We start from the raw sequence: 17,502 nt of genomic DNA, 5'->3' as shown, positions 1-17,502 counted from the left end.
CCCGCTCGTTCACGCCGCGTATCCACCGTCCACGGAGACCTCCGCTCCCGTGATGTACACCGCCTCCGGGCCCGCCAGATAGGCCACCGCGGACGCCACCTCCTCGGCCGTGCCGAAGCGGCCGAGGGCGGTCATCGCCGCTTGGGCGGACGCGAAGGGACCGTCCGCGGGGTTCATGTCCGTGTCGGTCGGGCCCGGATGCACGACGTTCGCCGTGATCCCACGCCCGCCCAGCTCACGGGCCAGCGCCTTCGTGAGCCCGACCACCGCCGACTTGCTCATCGCATACAGGGTGGCGCCGGAGCCCGGCGTGTGGTGGGTGATGCAGCTGCCGACGGTGATGATCCGGCCGCCCGGCACCATGAGTGCGGCAGCGGCCTGGGCGGCCAGGAACATCCCGCGGATGTTCACCGCGATCAGGCGGTCCACGTCGGCGAGCGAGAGACTCTCCAGCGGCTGTATCAGCCCGACGGCCGCGTTGTTCACGAGGATGTCCAGGCCGCCGAGGACCTCTGCCGCACGTCCCACCGCGCCCCCCGCCTCCTGCGCGTCCGCGGCGTCGGCGCGCAGGGCCACCGCCCGCCGCCCCAGCGCCTCGACGGCCCGCACCACGTCCTCCGCCGCCTCCTTCCCGTGCACATAGGTCACGGCCACATCCGCGCCCTGCCGCGCCAGGCGCAGCGCCGCCGCCGCACCGATGCCCCGGCTGCCGCCGGTGACCAGGGCCTTCCTACCGTCAAGGGTTGCGTGTGAAGTCATGCGTCCATCTCACCGGCGAAGTGCGCGGACGGCTGGCGGCGAACGGACCTCGAGCTGAAGTCCCGGAGGACGGCGTTGTCAGTGGCGGGCCGTAGTGTGCCGAACATGGCCCGTTTCCGGACGCGATGGGGGTGACGCTGGTGCGCAGGCCGGTCGAAGGAGAAGTCCATGTCCACTACGGCCAGCTCTACGTCGAGAGCGATCCGGACAGCTACGGCCCGGACCTCGCGGAGGCGTTCGCCGGCCAGTGCTCAGGGCTGTGCGGCGCGGCGATCCCCGGGACCCTGTGGCTGACGACGGGACTTCATACGGGTGACGTCGGCTTCACTGTCGAAGTGCACGATGAGGCCCCGCCGGTGGACCCGGACTGGGAGGACGTCGTGGAGGTGTCCTTCCGACCGCTCTCGGACGACACCGAGCTCGTGCTGTGGGGCGGAGAGGGCTCCTGGGAGCTGGACCTGGAAGCGGCCGACTACCGGGTCCGCTACTGCGCCAAGGGCATGGACGCGGCGCAGGAGGAGGACACCCGTCTCGACGGCGAGCCCCAACTGGACTGCTATCTCCTGCAGTTCTGGCCCGCGCCGGCCGCGCCGGACCGTGTTGTGAGGCAGACCTCGAGAATGGCGGCGTACTGGCACGACTACGCCCGTCGGCTGCCACCGCCTCCCACACCGGCCGAACGCGCCGAGGCCCTGCGCCAGGCCCGCCTGGCGCAGGAACAGGCGGAGAGGGAACGCGAACTGGCCTACGAACGCTGGGAGTGGGGCGGCCGGGCGCCGAGCCGGGCACTGCGCGACGTCGAGGGAAACGTGCGTGGCCTGCTCGACTTCGACGCGCCGCTCGTGCACGCCATAGACGCGGCGGGCCCCGTCACACAGCGCGCCGTGGCCCTGCTGGCCGCGCGCCGCGCGGTTGAGGCGGCGGGTCTCGCAGAGCTGGACTGGATCGCCGCGGGACTCGCGGCCGTCGCCGAGGGACGGCCGCTGCCACCGCCCCTCGACGACGAGGACCAGGTCTGGCGGGCCCTCGACGCCGACCCGCGGGTCCCGCACCGGACCGTCGGCCGGGCCGTGCCGCCCGAGCGCCCGCCCTTCGAAGCGCCGGCGCCGTCCTGGGGCGAGGTGTCGCTGCCGATCCCCGTGTCCGAGCCGACAGCGCCGGACCCCGGTCCCCCGACCGGCCGGCCACCGGCGCCGACACCACCCGGGGCGCCGGTACCCGAGCCCACGGGAGGCACGCGGTACACCATCTGGGCCACGATCGGCGAGCCGGTACCTTCCCTGCCCGTCTCACAGCCGCACATGGCCGTCCCCGCACTGCTCGGCGCCGCCGAGCCCGACCCGCTGCGAGCGGCCCTCGACGCGGTGTACGCGAGCATCGCCACGCATGGCGAGGGCTACCGGGCCCTGCTCCGGGAGGTCTGGTCGCTGTGCGACGGCAGCGGCTCCTGGTAGGAGCCGGGCGGTGGTGTCCGTGCCCTCGGACCGTGTGTGCAGGGCCGAGGGAAGGGCGCGGACGGCCAGGTCGATCGCGGCCCGGGCCGCATGCGTTTCGCGCAGGGCGTTGGGCGTGACGAAGTCGTGGATGATGACGGAGTTGTTCCGCCGCGCCCATGGACACGGCTGTGCGATCGAGGCGGCTTGCGCCGTGCCCGACGCCGCTGCCGCGACCGGGCGGAAGCGGCCGTGGGCGACGGTGCGGGCCTGGAAGGCGCCGGCGTTCCGGGTGCTGGAGAAGCCCGGCTTCGGGGTGACCGGGGCAGCGCCGACGACCGCGGTCGGGCGGTATGGCTCACCCGCGCGCTGCCGTGACGAACAGGAGCCGTACAACCCGTAGTTCGGTCACCGGGGCGCTGCCGTTGAGCGGGCGCGCCGGTGGGCCGCGACGCGTTCGCGGGTGGCGCAGCGCCGGGAGCAGTAGCGCCGTTCGGGGCCGGGACCCTGGGTGATGAAGACATTCCGGCAGGCGGCCGACGCACAGATCCTGCCGGGCGGGAGCTGGCGGTCCCAGACCAGGACGGTCAGGGCCAGGCAGGACGAGGCGAGGAGCCACTCACCCCAGGGAGCGTCGTCGTCGCGGTCGAGGTGGGGATGCCAGGGCGTGCCGCCGCCGTGTGAGGTGAGGCGCAGCCGTCCGGTGTGCTCGCCCAGCAGGCGGTTCAGGACGGCGGCGGCCCCGTCGGCATGCTCGGCGGCGAAGACCTCCCGCAGGCGGCCCGCGGCCTCGCGCATCTGCGAGACATCCCGCGAGGTGAGGTCCACGGGGGCCGTCTCGCCGTGGGCGACGAGCACCTCCGCGACATGGGCCGGGTCGGGGCAGTCCTCGGCGAGTGCGTTGACGAGAGCGGCCGTGCGGCGGGCCATGGCCAGGACCGAGTGCCGGGTGGACCAGTCGCCGTCGGCATCGTTGCTGGGGGACACCAGCGCACTGTAACGCATATTGCAGAGTTTTGAGTTACGTCCGTAACGTCACTCGGATGAATAGGCGTTACGCGATGGCCCGCTATTTCGCGGGGGCGGTGGTGGCGCGCGTCGGGGACGAGATGTCGGGACCGGCGCTGATGCTGGCGGGATACGCTGCCGCCGGCTCGGCCTCCGAAGCCTCGGCGCTGCTCGCGGGCATCACGGTCGCGGCGGCGGCAGGCGGCCCCGTGCTCGGGGCGGTGCTCGACAGACAACAGCGGCCGGGACGGCTTCTCGCCGCTGCACTCGTCCTGTACGCGACCGGCCTCGCGATGATCCTCGTGGGACTCGGCCGGCTTCCGTTCGGCGTCACCGTGCTGATCGCCGTCTTGACCGGGCTGCTGGGACCGGCGCTGTCGGGCGGCTGGACGGGCCAGCTGCCGAGGGTGGCCACGGGGAACCGGCTGCCGCGGGCCAACGCGGTCGATGCCATGACCTTCGGCCTGGCGAGCCTGTCCGGTCCGGTCCTCGCCGGTGCCCTGGCCGAGGCACTGGGGGCGTCGACGGCTGTCGTGGTGTCGGCGGCGCTCATCGGCTCGGCGGCACCTGCGGCGTGGACCCTGCCGGCGCGCTCGGCACGGGAGCCGGACGCGCAGCCCGGTGGACTCCTCGATGACCTCGCCGCCGGAGCGCGGGCCATCGTGGGAAAACCCCGGCTGGCCCGGGCGACCCTCGCTTCGGTCGTGTGCTGTGCCGGGCAGGGCATGCTGACGGCCTGCGTCCCGCTGCTGGGCCGGCGTGTTTTCGGCGGAGCAGGGCGCGGTGCGCTGCTCTTGTCCTGTGCGGCCGTCTCGGCACTGGTGGCCAACGCCGTACTGGCACGGTTCCCGCGGCGCGCCGCCCCCGACCCGATCATCTGGGTCGGTGCGCTGGTCCAGGCCGGCGCGTTCGCCCTGGCGGCGACAGGCCGGCCGGCGGTGCTCGTCCTGGCCCTGCTGCTGGCCGGGATCGGTGAAGGGCCGCAGCTCACTGCCCTGTTCGCGATACGCCACCGGGAGGCTCCGCACCGTCTGCGCGGCCAGGTCTTCACCACCGGAGCCAGCCTGAAGATCACCGCCTTCGCATCGGGCGCGGCGGTCGCCGGCCCGTTGGCGACCTGGTCCGTGCCCGGCACACTGGCCACGGCAGCGGGCGTGGCGGCCTGCGCGGCGCCCGCCTTCTTCGCCGTACCGCTGACCACCGGCGAAGCCACCGAGGGATCCCTGCGGCCGGATTGACCTGTTCCGGCTCGGCGAACCAGGTGGCCGTTGCGCCCGGCCGAGCGGTGAAATCCGCGAGACTGCGCAGATACGACAGACCGGGGCGACCGGAGAGCCGGGTCTCGCCGACGACGGCGAACCCCGAACGGGCCAGGCCGGCCCGCGATGCCACGTTGTCGAGGGTGGTCGCGGCACGCAGCGCCGTCAGCCCCTAGCGGTGGGCTGCCAGGTCGCAGATCTGCCGCACGGCCCAGGTCGAGCCCCCGGCCCGCGGCACGTTCTGCGATGCGATACCCGAGGTCGGCCGGCGCCCTCCGCGACAGCCACGAGATTCAACCGGCCCAGCACCTCGCCTCCGGCGCCCACCAGCACAGGGAAGCAGCAGAGACCGGCCTCCCGCTCGGCGAGCAGCATGAGCCGGACGGAGCAGCTGCATCTCGGGCATAGACCGCAATATAGGCAAGTTGTATGAGCAAGTTGTACGTGTAAACCATAACGATCTCGGTCCCAGCCCTTGCGCGCCCACCGATCCGCCCTAGCCTCCGGACATGGCATTTCTCTCCAGTCGCCGCAGACGGGTCCGCCTCGCTCCGGAGCTCGACGACCAGGACCTGGGCAAGCTGCTCAAGTCACTCGTGGCGACCACCAGGACCGGCACCATCGCGACCAGCGAGCTGTGTGTGGCGCAGATGTCCCGCCTCCTGGAGCAGGACCCCGGCGACTGGGACCGCCGGACGCATCGTATGGACGTCCTGGCGGGATACCTCGCCGGATCGCATCTGCCCCGGTCCTGGGCCACGCGCGAGCCCCGCAGCGTGGACGCACTCGTCCTGCACGCCTGGACCCAGGTGGCACAGGCCCGCGCACAGGGGCGCCTGGAGGACCCGGCCGGCACCGTCCAGACCTGTCTGCGCGCCGCCGAACTCGCCCCCGAGGACCCCACCCCCTGGGTGGCCCTCCTCACCGTGGCACGCCTGGAGCGCCGGGAGCAGTCGCAGGTCTTCGGGGTGTGGAACGAGGTGCTCGCACGCGATCGCTGGAACCGCGAGGCCTACCTGAACATGCTGGCCTACCTCAGCCCGGACGAGGCGGGGTCGCGCATCCAGGTCCTGGAGTTCGTGGACACCCTGCGTGCCCGCATGCCCGCCAACGCGCCGTGTGTGGGGACCGAACTCACCGCCCAGGTCCACCAGTACCACGCCATCCTCCACCGCGGCGGGCTCGAGGCGCTGGTGGCACGGAACCACTGGGCCCAGGTCATGGCCACGCAGGCCCTCGACCGCGCGGCACACACCTGGAGCCAGCCGGGGTTCCTCCGGCACGCCAAGGCGCTCGCCGACCTCAACCTCCTCGCCTACGCGCTGGTCGCCGCGGACCGGCGCGCCGAGGCGCGTGCCGTCTTCGAGCAGATCGGTGGTGTCGTCACCGCGTGGCCCTGGCAGACCGGCGGCGACCCGGTGACCGAGTTCGACCAGACGCGACAGAAGTCCATGGCCGGGTTGTGAGCCCCTGAGCCGACTACGAGTCAGCTGCGCCGGATCGCCCCGTCCGGACCTCGTCGCCCCTTGTGGGTGCAGGACGGGGCGATGTCGCCACCGCTCATTCGGCAGCGTCGGGCCGGGCCTCCTTCGAGTTCGCCGCCGCCGACTCGGATGCGGTGGCGAGGGTGTAGAAGACGGACGAGCCCTGCTTGGTGCGCTGGGCGTTGTTGCGGGCCACGAGGTTCTCCAGAGTGGTGCGGATGACCTTGGTCTGGATCTCCCGGTCGGGATGTGCCTTGTCGAGCGCCTCGGTGACCTCCGCCGCGGAGCGGGGCTCCTGCTGTTCGGCGAGATGGCGGCGGACCAGTTCGACGAGGGTGGGCTGGGCGGCCTGGCCGGTCGCCTTCTTCGCCGAGGGCTTCGCGGGGGGCTTCGTGGGGGAGGACTTCGCGGGCTTCGCCGCCGCGGGCTTCTCGGCGGGCTGCTTCCTGCGCCCGGACTGCTCCGGGACCGCCTTCTTCGGCGCCCGGCGCGTCTCGGAGACAGTGGTGGTCTTCTTGCGCGGGGCGGGCACCACGGCGCCCTCAGACGGGGCGGGTGTGGTCACAGTGGTCGCGACGCCGAGTGCCTGCCGCATGTTCACCAGAATCGTCTGGTCGTGCTGCAGAGCGGTCAACTGCTCCTGGAGCGCTGCGATTTCGGCGGTGATGCGTTCCTGCTCCTTGACGTTGTGCTCGAGGTCGTTGGTCACCTGGCTGACGTACTGCGAGGTCAACTCGGTAACGGGGGCGGTGGGCTCAGGCATCTGTGGCTCCAATCGTGACTCTGGTGCGCTCCCATCGCCTCCGGTTGCGGCAGGCGGGGAACGGGAGTTGTCCTGCGGGTCCCCCGACACATGGATGATACGGATGGACCGGCGGGTTTCTACCGAGTGAACCCTGTGCGTTGCACGATGGTGTGCCGTTCACCCCCCATGTCACTCTTCCGATGTCTCCTGCAGCACGGAACCGGGATGCGGGAACAGCCATGCCCTCGGCAGAATGCCGAGATGGGATCCTTCATCGCGTACGACGGCGCCGAACTCGCCTACCGTGTCTCCGGGGACGGCGCACCCGTGGTGTGCCTGCCCGGTGGTCCGCAGCAGTCGACGTACCTGGGCGACCTGGGCGGACTGTCCGCGCACCGGAAGCTGATCACGCCGGACCTGCGCGGCACCGGCCGGTCGGCTGTGCCCCGGGACCTCGCGGCCTGCCGCTGTGACCGGCTCGTCGACGACGTGGAAGCCCTGCGCCGGCACCTGGACCTGGAGCGGATGGACCTCCTCGCCCACAGCGCCGGAGCCAATCTGGCCGTGCAGTACCTGAGTCGGTACCCCGAACGCATCGGCAGGCTCGCGCTCGTCACACCGAGCGTCCGGGCCGTCGGCCTGACCATCACCGACCGGCTCCGGCGCGAGACCGTACGGCCCCGCCGGGGCGAGCCGTGGTTCCCGGCGGCGTTCGCGGCCCTGGAGGCGATCGGGGCGGGCGCGGCCACGGCCGAGAACTTCCGGGCCATCGCGCCGTTCTCCTACGGCCGTTGGGACCAGGTGGCCCAGGCGCACAAGGCAGCGGAGGACGAACAGGTGAACCCGGATGTCGTGGCCGCGTTCGGCGCCGAGGGCGCGTTCGATCCGGATGCCACCCGTGCCGCGCTCGCCCGCTTCGGGGCACCGGTGCTGCTGCTCGCGGGGGAGGTCGACCCGGGCGCCCCTCCGCCCGCGATCGCCGAGTTCGCGGCCCTCTTCCCGAAGGCCGAACTCGTCGTGCAGCCCGGAGCGGGACACTTCCCATGGCTGGACGACGCCGACCGGTTCGTGGCAACCACCGCCACCTTCCTGCGCGCAGCGGCCACCCACGGCCCGTGAAGTCGTCGACCCCGGGAACCGGGCAATCCCGCCGCGCCGGCATCACGATCACGGCGGACTGGCAGATGCGTCCCGCATCGGCGGCGGACGTCGAGGCGGTGGCCGAGCTGCGGGCCGTGGTGCTCAGAGCGGACCTGGAGCGTCTCGGGCGCTACGACGAGCACCGGGTGCGGCAGCGGCTGCGGGACGGGTTCGCGCCGGACCACACCTGGGTGATCGAGGCCGCGGGTGCCCTGGCCGGATGTGTCGCGCTACGGCCGGCCGGCGACGCTCACTGGCTGGAGCATTTCTACCTGGACCCGGGCCTGCAGGGCCGGGGCATCGGATCGGCCGTGCTGCGGCTGCTGCTGGAGCGGTGCGACAGCGACGGCACCCGGATCCGGCTGAACGTGCTCCGGGGCAGCCGGGCCCGGAGCCTCTACGAGCGGCACGGCTTCGGCGTCGAGACCGAGAACCCGGTCGATGTGTTCATGGTCCGCGAGCCGGCGCCCGCCCACGTGCCCGCACACGACGGCGTGAGCGGGAACGAAGAGCAGCGCCGCCGGTAGCGGCCGAGGCGTCCCCCGGCGCTCAGGCGCCACCGGTGCCCACCCGTCCGGGAGGAGGCCTGCCGCGACCAGGTCGGCCCACCGGGCACCCGTCGTGCAGCGCGTCGTGGGTGGCTACAGAGGGTTGCCGCGCAGCCAGGTCAGCACCTGCTGGGCGTGCTCGTTCGGCGGGAACACCGGGTAGAAGACATGTTCGATCACACCGGCGCGGAGCACGAGCGTCAGGCGCCTGAACAGCCGCATCCCCTCGACCTCGAACGTGGGCAGACCGAGCGTGTCGGCCAGACCGAGGTCGGGGTCCGAGAGCATGTCGAAGGGCAGTCCCAGACGCTCCACGACCTCGCGTTGGTAGTCGGTGTCCTGGCTGGACAGCCCGTAGACGCGGCCCGCGCCGGCTTCGAGCAGGTCGTGGAAGTGGTCGCGGAAGCCGCATGACTCGGGCGTGCAGCCACGGGCTCCGGGAATCGAGTTCCAGCCTTCCGGCAGGTCGGTGCCGGGGCGGCCGGTCAGGGGGTAGACGTAGACGACCGTGCGCCGGGGGCCGAGCGCGTCCAGGCGGACCGTTCGGCCCGCCGTGTCGACCAGCTCGAGACCCGGCACCTTCATGCCCGGGAGGTGTTGCGCCGCGCCGTCGTCCTCGGGGACGGGCAGGTCCGCGGGCAGCGTCAGGTAGTCCATGTGTCCGGCACCTCTCTCCTCGGGTGGTACGACGCCGCTGCCCCGGTGGGCGGCGGCGTTCAGGTTGGCGATCAGCGTCGCGCGGCGGGCGGTCAGGGACTCGATGCGCCCGGTGAGCTCGTCGATGGCCTCGCGGTAGCTCGCGAGGGAGGCGGGACAGTCGTCCGCGTGTGCGCGCCCGGCCGCCAGGCACTCGAGGAACGGCCGGGTCCGCTCGACGGGGATACCGAGCCGGTGGAGCGTCCTGATCTCCCGCACGTGACGTACGTCGTCCTCGCCGTAGTCCCGGTAGCCGTTGGGCAGGCGCTGGGGTGCGATCAGCCCCAGCGACTCGTAGTACCGCACCGCTTTCGCCGTCACCCCGGCCCGACGCGCCAGCTCACTGATCCTCATGCCGTTCACCTCGCCCACACGCTAAACCCTGCCCTCAGTGGCAAGGTCAAGGCGGCGGGTGCAACAGTCCTCCCGGGCCGATGTCCTCGACAGACCGCCGCGCCGTGCGGCCGGGGCACCGCCCACAGGGTGGCCTCGGCGAGCCGGTGCCCCGGGGCGTGCCGCGAACGGCGTGCCGGAGCAGTGCCGTCCGGCGGCCGCCTGCCACCACGTCGGCAGATCGACACGGACATCACCGTGCGCCCGCCGTGACGGTACCTTCCTCTCCGAGGACGTGTTCCCGCCGCAGCGCCGGGCCGCTTCCCGCCTGCCGAGCGACGATCCGCAGCCGCTCGGGTTCCTGGCGTGGCCCGTCGTCGGCCTCCACCTGGTACGCCGCGCCCGCTGCCAGGTGTCGGCCCTGGCGATGACGCCGTCCTGGAGGGGTCAGGAGGACTCGCGGGCCAGCCGCCGCAGGACGTCCAAGGCCTCCTCCGCCCGCTCATAGGGCACGAAGAGATGGTCGTGGTGGAAGCCGGCGACGACGTTGCAGCTCAGGTCCGCGTCGGCGAGGGAGCGGGAGACAGCGGCGGTCAGCCCGACCGAGGCCAGCGCGGAGTGCACCCGCAGGGTGATCCATCCGGCCACATAGTCGTACGCCATTCCCGCCGCGTCCGCCTCGGCCTGGGGCACGACGACGGTCAGGCCCTCCTGTTCGGCTACCGTCACCACGGGGGTGACGCCGGACGGCACGCCGCCCTCCGCCATGGTGAAGACATAGCGTCCCGGATTCAGTTCCGGGCGCATGTCCCTGAGCAGTGTCTGCAGATCAGTCTCGCCGGTCACGGACCCACCCTACGGGCCGACCGGCCGCTTGCCCGGGAGGCGAGCGGTGACGGCGTCGCGATCGACGGAATGTGGCTCGGCCTCCCGCGAGCGGTGGCAGCCTGCCAGGCCCCGGGGGGACACGGCTCCAGGCATGTCGTCCCCGCATGTCGGCCCCGCGACCAGCACACCCTCGCCGCACAGGGCCTGTCCACGGCCCACGCGGCCATGCACCTCAACATCTGCCCGACACACCTCGACACCCCTGTACGTCCGCTAAGTTGACGCGGTGCGCTTCGCTTTCAAGACATCGCCGCAGGGGACCTCGTGGGAGGCCATGCTCGACGTATGGCGTGCGGCCGACGAGATCGAGATATTCGAGTCCGGATGGACCTCCGATCACTTCCAGGCCATGCACGGCACGAACCCGGCGACACCGCGCCTGGAGGGCTGGATCACCCTGGCGGCACTGGCCCAGGCCACCCGGAGGCTGCGGCTGGGCACCCTGGTGACCGGTATCCACTACCGTCACCCGGCGGTCCTCGCCAACATGGCCGCCACACTCGATGTCATCTCCCACGGACGACTGGAACTCGGCATCGGAACGGGGTGGAACGAGGAGGAGTCCCGGGCGTACGGCATCGATCTGGGCACACCGCGACAGCGGAGCGACCGCTTCGAAGAGGCCTGCGAGGTGCTCACCGGGCTTCTCGGCCCCGAACAGACCACCACCTTCGAGGGCGCCTACTACGAGCTGTCGGAGGCACGCTGCAACCCCAAGCCGGTTCAGCGCCCTCATCCGCCGCTGTGCATCGGCGGCAGCGGGGAGAAACGCACACTGCGGACGGTGGCGAGGTTCGCCCAGCACTGGAACTTCGACACCGGGACCCCGGCACAGTTCCGCAGGGCACGCGAGGTGCTGTTCGAACACTGTGGCCGTATCGGACGCGACCCCGCGGAGATCCGCCTCTCGGCCCAGGTCCGCCTCACCGGCGATCCGTCCGAAGCCGCCGCGAGCGCCGCCGCGTTCGCCGCCGAGGGTGCCGAACTCGCGATCTTCCACCTTCCGTTGCCCTACTCACCACACGTACTGGAGCCTCTCGCACATGAGTTGGCCATGCTCACCTGACCGGGGCACAGGGGAGAGGCGAGTCGGTTGCCGCCGCTCCTAGAGTGATCCACATGCCGATACCCGTACACGCCCTCGCGCACCGCCCCCTGACCGCCGAGGCCGTTGCCGAGTTCCTCGCGCTGCCCTTCGTGCCGTACGTCCCGGAGGACGTCGATGCCGTTGACCAGGAGATACGGCGTCGCGGCTGGAACTGGGAGCACGAACTGGTCTGCGACTCCTTCCGTACCGCTCATGAGTACGTGTTGTGCAGTGACGGCCTCAGCCCGTTCGGAAGCCTCGACGCGCGGTACTTCCTCGTCTTCGGCGAGATGTACCCCGTGGACCCGGACGATGAGTCCATGGCCAACGGTCCGTGGCTGTCCGGCTACATGGACGGCTGGCGGCAACTGCCCGGCTGGACCACCCAGGAACCGTGTACGGACCAGGACTGCGAGGCCGTCCTCGCCGAGGCGGCACGGGCGGTGACCGAGTGTCTGGGTGCGCCCGCCGCACGGACGGTCATGTCGTCCGCCACCGTGGTCACCGGGCCTCCGCTGACACATCGCGTCTGGCGCACTCCCACTCACGCCCTGGTGCTCGGGCCGTCGGCGGACAACGGCCCGTACGGCTACCTCACCCATCTGCAACTGTCCTGCACACCACTCACCTGTGGTCCGGACCTGCCCCCGGCGGGCGACGAAGCCGGCTTGGCCGCATGGATCACCGCACACGTCGACTGGTGACCCCGGCCCGGACGGCGCCGCCGGTACCCTGCGGCAGATGGGAGTCGGTACCGAACAGACCCGGCTCGTGGTGCTGCGCGGCAACAGCGCCTCGGGCAAGTCGTCCGTCGCGGCGGGTGTCCGCGACCGGTTCGGCCGTGGGCTGGCCCTGGTGGAACAGGACAACCTCCGGCGGATCGTGCTGCGTGAGCGCGACCGGCCGCGAGCGGCGAACATCGGCCTGATCGACATGGTGGCCCGCTATGCCCTGGACGCCGGCTATCACGTGATCGTCGAGGGCATCCTGTACGCCGACCGCTACGGCGACATGCTCGCCCGGCTGCGCGCCGACCACCGGGGGCCCACCTACGGCTACTACCTCGACGTGCCGTTCGACGAGACCCTCGCCCGTCACGCGACCAAACCGATCGCCGGCCACGTGAGCGAGGCCGACCTGCGCGACTGGTACCGACAGCGCGACCTGCTGCCCGGGGGAGTGGAGACGCTCATCGGCGCCGACAGCTCCCTGCCGGAGACGGTCGAACGGATCATGCGCGACACGGGCCTGGCCGGCCTTCCGCCCCGGGACTTCTGACTCCGCCCGCCCGTCCGAGCGGCTGCACCACCCGAGTGGAGTCTCGACGCGTTCCTGCCGGTGGGGGACACCCGGATGGCCGTCGGGGGCACCGGCCGGGTGGCGATCGGCATGTGCGTCCGGGTCACCGAGCCCGGCGCTGTGCCGATCGCCCGTCCGACTGCCGTAGGGGACCCGGAGTCCCCCGGACGGCGCTGTGCCGTCAGGCGCCGACGGCAGGGGCGCGGAAGTATCCCGTCCCCAGGTCTTCGAGGAGGCCCGGCTGGGTCGGCTTCCAGCCCAGGACGTCGCGGGTCAGTGTGCTCGACGCCGGAAGGTCGAGGCCGATGAAGCCGGCGAGCCACCCGAAGTGACCGGCCGCCGCTTCGGGTGCCACGGAGACCACCGGCACGTCGAGGTGCCGGCCGATCACCTCGGCCACGTCACGGATCGTGACGCCGTCCTCCGCGACCCCGTGCAGCACCGACCCGGCCGGGGCCTGCTCGACCGCCAGGCGGAACAGATGTGCGGCGTCGAGGCGGTGGACGGCCGGCCAGCGGTTGGCGCCGTCGCCGATGTAGCCGGAGACGCCCTTCTCGCGGGCGATGGCGACCAGTGTCGCCATGAACCCGTTGTCTCCCTCGCCGTGACAGGTCGGCGAGAGCCGCACGACGGAGGAGCGGATGCCGCGCGAGGCGAACGCCAGCACCTCCTGTGCGGTGACGGCACGGATCGTGATCGGCGAGCTGTCCAGCGTGGGAATGTCCCGCTCGGTCGCTGCCCGTCCGAGTGAGAGACCGGCCAGGCCGGAGGCGAGGACGAAGGGCCGGTCGCTGCCGGCGAGCGCCTCGCCGAAGACGTCGACGGCGCGGCGGTCGGCCTCGGCGGCGCCCTGGAAGTCGCCGCTGAAGGCGATGTCGTGTTTGAAGGCGAGGTGGATCACCCCGTCCGATGCGGCGGCCGTGTCCCGCAGCAGGTCGAGGTCGTCGACGGTGCCGCGGACGACCTCCGCGCCCGCCGCGACGAGCGCGGCGGCGGAGGCGTCGGAGCGGGCGAGCCCGACGACCTGGTGCCCGGCTTCGAGGAGCTCGGGTACGACGGCGGATCCGATCCAGCCGGAGGCGCCGGTGACGAAGATGCGCATGGGAGACCCCAGACAGTCGATGTCAGTGACTGACATAGACGCTACACCTGATGTCAGGCTCTGTCATCACGGTAGGATCCCGGCATGGGTAGATGGGAGCCGGACGCGCGCGGACGCCTGGCGAAAGCCGCACTGGAGCTCTATGCCGAGTACGGGTACGAGCAGACAACCGTGGCGGAGATCGCCAGGCGAGCCGGGCTCACGGAGCGGACCTTCTTCCGGCACTACGCCGACAAGCGCGAGGTGCTCTTCGCCGGCGCGGGCGAGCTGGAGGAGCTGATCGTGCGGAATGTCGCCGGCGCCCCGGAGACCGCGGCGCCGCTCGACGCGCTGTCGGCCGGGCTGGACGCGGTCGCCGAGGCGTTCGCCGACCGGCGGGAGTTCGCGCGCCGGCGCCACGCCGTGATCACCGCGAACGCCGAACTCCAGGAGCGCGAGCTGATCAAGCTCGCCTCGATGGCGGCCGCGCTCGCCGACACCCTGCGTGGCCGCGGCGTCGCGGAGCCGACCGCGAGCCTGGCCGCCGAGGCGGGGATGGCCGTCTTCAAGGTCGCCTTCGAACGCTGGATCGCACCGGGCGAGGAACGCGCGATGCGGCAGCTGATCCGGGAGTCACTGGCCGAACTCAAGGCCGTGGCCTCGGGCGCGTAGGCGCACCGCAACCGGTGGTGCCCGTCGCCGGACGTGAGTACGGCCGAACCGCCCCGTCGGCGCAGGGCGGTTCGGCCGCTCGGGCGGGAGGGGGCAGCGGTAGCAAGTGGTGATGCCGGGGTGCCAGGGGCAGGCGATGCCGGCGAAACCGCCGTTCGCGGTGATGTCGACGCCGAACGTGTCGCCGTCGCGCAGTACCCGCCGGCCCTGGACGAGTCCGTCACCCCGCCGAGGAACCAGCCGTCGCCGCCGCGCCGGCAGGTCGAACGCGGAGGTCTCGCCGAGGACGTCGCCCATACCCGGTGGGCAGGAGGTACCGGTAGGCGACGCCGTCGGCGGAGGCGCGGACCACGAGGCCGAGGCGGGCGCCCGCGGCGGAGGCGAAGGACAGCAGGGTCTCGTGCACTGGGACCCTGCGGCCGAGTCGCTTCCCGGACCATGAGAACCCTGCCCGTCCGGGCGGCGGTTACGGCAGGCCCCACGCCGCACCCGGCTCGCTGACCGCGACGGGGGCGATGACGAGGTCGGGCCGGGAACCGGAGTGCACGAGAACCTCGCGGCCCTTCGGCAGATCGATGGCGAGGGTGCCGTCGCCGAGGTCCCGGGTGCGGGGCGGGGTGCCGTCGTCCAGCAGCACGGTGAGGGTCCCGCTCAGACCGTGCCGGAGCCTCAGTGGCTCGCCCGCCAGGCTTCTGACCCGGATGAACCGGGTGGCCCCCGCCGTGCGCACGGCACTGACCAGGAAGGCGCCCTGGGTGCGGAAGTTGTGCAGGGTCACGTCCTTCCAGGCGGACGGAACGGCCGGGAAGACGCGGACGACGCCGCCCCAGCTCTGGCAGAACATGTCGTGCAGGGACTGCGAGGCGGACAGGGGCGTCTCGATCACCGGGCCGGCCTCGGTGTAGTGCGTGTTGGCGCGGCACGGGTACCGGGTGCTGGGGTCGAAGAACTTCCGCAGGTAGCCGATCGCGGTGTCGCCGTCCCCGGTCATCGCGTAGATCGAGGCGGCGCCGGTGTAGCTGTAGCCCCGGTGGGCTCCGGTCAGCGCATGCCAGCGGACCACCGACTTCGTGATCAGGTCGCGGTTCTCGGGCTGGTCCCAGTTGACGAGGTAGAGCGGGTACACCATGAGCAGGTGCGAGTAGTGCCGGTGGGACTGGGCGTACGGGGTGTCGGCGCCGATCATGAAGCCGTTGTCGTCGACCGGGTACGGCGTGAGCCGGGCCAGCACCTCCTGCCAGCGCGGCTTCAACGCGTCATCGATTCCCAGCAGTTGAGCCGACTCGAGGAGCGTCTGGCAGCCCCAGCGGATCAGGGCCAGGTCGTAGTTGGTGTCCTGTGGCGGCACCACGGGATATTCCGGTGACAGCGTGCTCGGCAGATGCAGCTTGCCGTCGCTGCCGGGGGTGAGGAAGTGCAGGTAGTAGGTGATCGTCCGGCGCAGTACGGGGTAGATCGTGTCACGCAGCAGGGATTGGTCCATGGAGTGCCGGTACGACAGCCACACGGTGTGCAGAGCCCAGGTGAGGTCGCCGGTCTCGGCTCCGGTGCCCGGTTGTCCCACCTCGCGGTTGCAGAACATGTCGGAGCTGCGGCCGATGCCGGAGCTGTCCGAGCGGTAGGCGGCGGGCACGTTGGCGGTGAGCTGTTCCTGGCTCCGGCGCAACGTGCCGGCGAGCGAGTCGAGTTCGGGATGGTTGAAACCCTGGATGAGCCAGTACTCCAGCTGGACGTTGAGGTTCCACCAGACCGCCGGCCAGGGCGTGGGCTCCAGCCACGGCCCGGAGGTGGCCATCACGGGGCCGCCGGCCCGGCTGGCGGAGGCCACCTTGTAGAGCTGGATCCAGTGGAAGCTCTGCAGCCGCTGGTCGGGGAACGACACGAAGCTCTTCCGGTAGAACGCGTGCCACCAGCCGGTGTGCCGCCGCCGCAGGACGCCGTACGACGGTGCGCGCCGGAGGTTGCGCAGGGAGTCGGCCTCGGCGGCGGAGGACGAGGGGAAGCTGTGGCCGACGCTGAGCAGCAGGTCGTCGCCGGAGCGGCGGTAGGAGGTCGCGGTCCGGCCGCCGCCGGTGAGCGGCTGGAGCACCTGTGCGGTGCCGTCGGCGGTGGTCCGGGTGGTCCAGGGCGGGTTGGCGGTGTATCCGGCGGGCGGGGCCTCCTGGATCTTCCGGGGGCTGACGGCGTCCTCGGGGTGGAACGTCCAGGTGACCTTCTCGCCGCCCGCCGCCGTCACGCGGGCGGCGAAGACCTCGTCGTGGATGAGGGCGGAGAGGGTGAGGGTGCCGGCGGTGGTGGTGACGGTGCCGGTGAGTTCGGCGTTCCACAGGCTCAGCCGCCAGTCGACCGCGGTGATGGTGCCGACCGGATCCAGCGTGAGATGTCCGACCGGGAGCCGGCAGGTGCCCCACCCACTGCCGAACTCCGGGCGATGGTCCTGGACTCGGCCGTGCTGCACGGTAAAACGGATCCGGTTGGCCCCCGGCTCCTGGTAGACCATGCTGCCGAGCAGCCCGTCCCCGAGGAACGGGCCTTCGTACCAGAGCGTCGGCAGCCTGGTCCACAGCAGGTCCTGGCCGCGCAGGAACTCTTCCCACGCGCTGTCGGAGGTCATGGTGTCGCGGAGTCTCCAGGGCCGCCCGGCGCCTTCGCCCGCCGATCCGGTGCCACCGGACGGCCCCGCCCCTTCGGACTGTTCCGCCCGGGCCGTCCCGGGCAGCGCCGCCACCGCCGCCCCGCCCAGCGCGGTGCCGAGTACGGATCTGCGGGGAACCGGCGAGCGTTTCTCCGGCTGCGAGGTCATCGTTGCCCTCCAAACCTGACGGTTCATCGAAACATCGGGTGTATCGGGGAACGTAGGGATGGCGGGGGGACGTGTCAATGAGTTCGACGGCTGCTACTGCTTAACACATCCGATGTGTGGCGGGAGTTGAGAGTGGTGGCCGGCCCCAGCCTCGGCGGTGCCGTACCGAAGCAGCCGACAGCAGGATCCCTGACGTTCCGATAACGATCTACCGACGATCCGCACACTGTTTCACGGAAACCCGTACGCACATTCATGGAACATACA

General features: G+C 71.7%; 17 protein-coding genes and 2 pseudogenes. 10 read left to right on the top strand and 9 right to left on the bottom strand.

Features of this window, described 5'->3' with window-relative positions; translation table 11 throughout:
• Positions 1–9: 9 nt before the first annotated feature.
• The gene (locus tag ACWDEN_RS04160) at positions 10–759 is read right to left on the bottom strand and encodes an SDR family oxidoreductase (protein ID WP_450857082.1); all 750 of its coding nucleotides are present in this window, start codon (positions 757–759) and stop codon (positions 10–12) included.
• 125 nt (positions 760–884) lie between these two features.
• Here ACWDEN_RS04160 and ACWDEN_RS04155 point away from each other — a divergent pair, with 125 nt between their 5' ends.
• Positions 885–2,213, top strand: a complete 1,329-nt coding sequence (locus ACWDEN_RS04155) for a hypothetical protein (RefSeq protein WP_450857080.1) — start codon at positions 885–887, stop codon at positions 2,211–2,213.
• Positions 2,214–2,246: 33 nt separating this feature from the next.
• Here ACWDEN_RS04155 and ACWDEN_RS04150 read toward each other — a convergent pair.
• A pseudogene (locus tag ACWDEN_RS04150) lies at positions 2,247–2,348 on the bottom strand (esterase); the annotation flags it as partial.
• On the opposite strand from ACWDEN_RS04150, the gene ACWDEN_RS04145 reads away from it, so the two are divergent.
• Entirely contained in the window at positions 2,329–2,595 is a 267-nt protein-coding gene (locus tag ACWDEN_RS04145; protein WP_450857330.1) for a hypothetical protein, read from the top strand. The pseudogene ACWDEN_RS04150 and the gene ACWDEN_RS04145 overlap by 20 nt on opposite strands.
• Before the next feature lie 5 nt (positions 2,596–2,600).
• Here the strand turns inward: ACWDEN_RS04145 and ACWDEN_RS04140 are convergent, their stop codons facing one another.
• Positions 2,601–3,197, bottom strand: a complete 597-nt coding sequence (locus ACWDEN_RS04140; RefSeq protein ID WP_351603921.1) for a CGNR zinc finger domain-containing protein — start codon at positions 3,195–3,197, stop codon at positions 2,601–2,603.
• Positions 3,198–3,235: 38 nt separating this feature from the next.
• Here ACWDEN_RS04140 and ACWDEN_RS04135 point away from each other — a divergent pair, with 38 nt between their 5' ends.
• On the top strand, positions 3,236–4,438 hold the full coding sequence (locus ACWDEN_RS04135; protein WP_351603923.1) for an MFS transporter: 1,203 nt from the start codon (positions 3,236–3,238) through the stop codon (positions 4,436–4,438).
• Between the two features lie 530 nt (positions 4,439–4,968).
• The gene (locus ACWDEN_RS04130; protein ID WP_351603925.1) at positions 4,969–5,925 is read left to right on the top strand and encodes a hypothetical protein; all 957 of its coding nucleotides are present in this window, start codon (positions 4,969–4,971) and stop codon (positions 5,923–5,925) included.
• A 94-nt stretch (positions 5,926–6,019) separates the two neighbouring features.
• On the opposite strand, the gene ACWDEN_RS04125 is transcribed toward ACWDEN_RS04130, so the two are convergent.
• Entirely contained in the window at positions 6,020–6,706 is a 687-nt protein-coding gene (locus ACWDEN_RS04125) for a hypothetical protein (protein ID WP_351603927.1), read from the bottom strand.
• A gap of 243 nt (positions 6,707–6,949) precedes the next feature.
• Between ACWDEN_RS04125 and ACWDEN_RS04120 the strand changes: the two genes are divergently transcribed.
• Together ACWDEN_RS04120 and ACWDEN_RS04115 are read left to right on the top strand one after the other, a co-directional pair.
• Complete coding sequence (locus ACWDEN_RS04120; protein WP_351603929.1) at positions 6,950–7,807, top strand: alpha/beta fold hydrolase; 858 nt, start codon at positions 6,950–6,952, stop codon at positions 7,805–7,807.
• A gap of 65 nt (positions 7,808–7,872) precedes the next feature.
• On the top strand, positions 7,873–8,355 hold the full coding sequence (locus tag ACWDEN_RS04115) for a GNAT family N-acetyltransferase (RefSeq protein ID WP_351603990.1): 483 nt from the start codon (positions 7,873–7,875) through the stop codon (positions 8,353–8,355).
• 114 nt (positions 8,356–8,469) lie between these two features.
• On the opposite strand, the gene ACWDEN_RS04110 is transcribed toward ACWDEN_RS04115, so the two are convergent.
• Complete coding sequence (locus ACWDEN_RS04110; protein ID WP_351603931.1) at positions 8,470–9,426, bottom strand: MerR family transcriptional regulator; 957 nt, start codon at positions 9,424–9,426, stop codon at positions 8,470–8,472.
• A 426-nt stretch (positions 9,427–9,852) separates the two neighbouring features.
• Complete coding sequence (locus ACWDEN_RS04105) at positions 9,853–10,251, bottom strand: ACT domain-containing protein (RefSeq protein WP_450857076.1); 399 nt, start codon at positions 10,249–10,251, stop codon at positions 9,853–9,855.
• A gap of 268 nt (positions 10,252–10,519) precedes the next feature.
• Between ACWDEN_RS04105 and ACWDEN_RS04100 the strand changes: the two genes are divergently transcribed.
• The 3 genes from ACWDEN_RS04100 to ACWDEN_RS04090 are packed head-to-tail and all read left to right on the top strand — an operon-like array spanning position 10,520 to position 12,658.
• Positions 10,520–11,359: an LLM class F420-dependent oxidoreductase gene (locus ACWDEN_RS04100; RefSeq protein WP_450857074.1), complete on the top strand. Its 840-nt coding sequence runs from the start codon at positions 10,520–10,522 to the stop codon at positions 11,357–11,359.
• A 53-nt stretch (positions 11,360–11,412) separates the two neighbouring features.
• Entirely contained in the window at positions 11,413–12,084 is a 672-nt protein-coding gene (locus tag ACWDEN_RS04095; protein ID WP_351603936.1) for a hypothetical protein, read from the top strand.
• A 37-nt stretch (positions 12,085–12,121) separates the two neighbouring features.
• Complete coding sequence (locus ACWDEN_RS04090; protein WP_450857072.1) at positions 12,122–12,658, top strand: AAA family ATPase; 537 nt, start codon at positions 12,122–12,124, stop codon at positions 12,656–12,658.
• A gap of 202 nt (positions 12,659–12,860) precedes the next feature.
• Here ACWDEN_RS04090 and ACWDEN_RS04085 read toward each other — a convergent pair whose 3' ends face one another.
• Positions 12,861–13,781 (bottom strand): SDR family oxidoreductase, encoded by a 921-nt coding sequence (locus tag ACWDEN_RS04085; protein ID WP_351603992.1) that lies wholly within the window; start codon positions 13,779–13,781, stop codon positions 12,861–12,863.
• An 84-nt stretch (positions 13,782–13,865) separates the two neighbouring features.
• On the opposite strand from ACWDEN_RS04085, the gene ACWDEN_RS04080 reads away from it, so the two are divergent.
• Positions 13,866–14,432, top strand: a complete 567-nt coding sequence (locus tag ACWDEN_RS04080) for a TetR/AcrR family transcriptional regulator (RefSeq protein WP_351603938.1) — start codon at positions 13,866–13,868, stop codon at positions 14,430–14,432.
• A 252-nt stretch (positions 14,433–14,684) separates the two neighbouring features.
• Here the strand turns inward: ACWDEN_RS04080 and ACWDEN_RS04075 are convergent.
• Together ACWDEN_RS04075 and ACWDEN_RS04070 are read right to left on the bottom strand one after the other, a co-directional pair.
• Positions 14,685–14,868, bottom strand: a pseudogene (locus ACWDEN_RS04075) (glycoside hydrolase family 97 N-terminal domain-containing protein); the annotation flags it as partial.
• 30 nt (positions 14,869–14,898) lie between these two features.
• Positions 14,899–17,235, bottom strand: coding sequence for a glycosyl hydrolase family 95 catalytic domain-containing protein (locus tag ACWDEN_RS04070; RefSeq protein WP_450857069.1), 2,337 nt, complete (start codon positions 17,233–17,235; stop codon positions 14,899–14,901).
• Positions 17,236–17,502 lie beyond the last annotated feature (267 nt).

The sequence above is a fragment of the Streptomyces sp. NPDC001153 genome (assembly GCF_053598315.1).
This window is presented reverse-complemented; position numbering and strand designations above follow the sequence as displayed.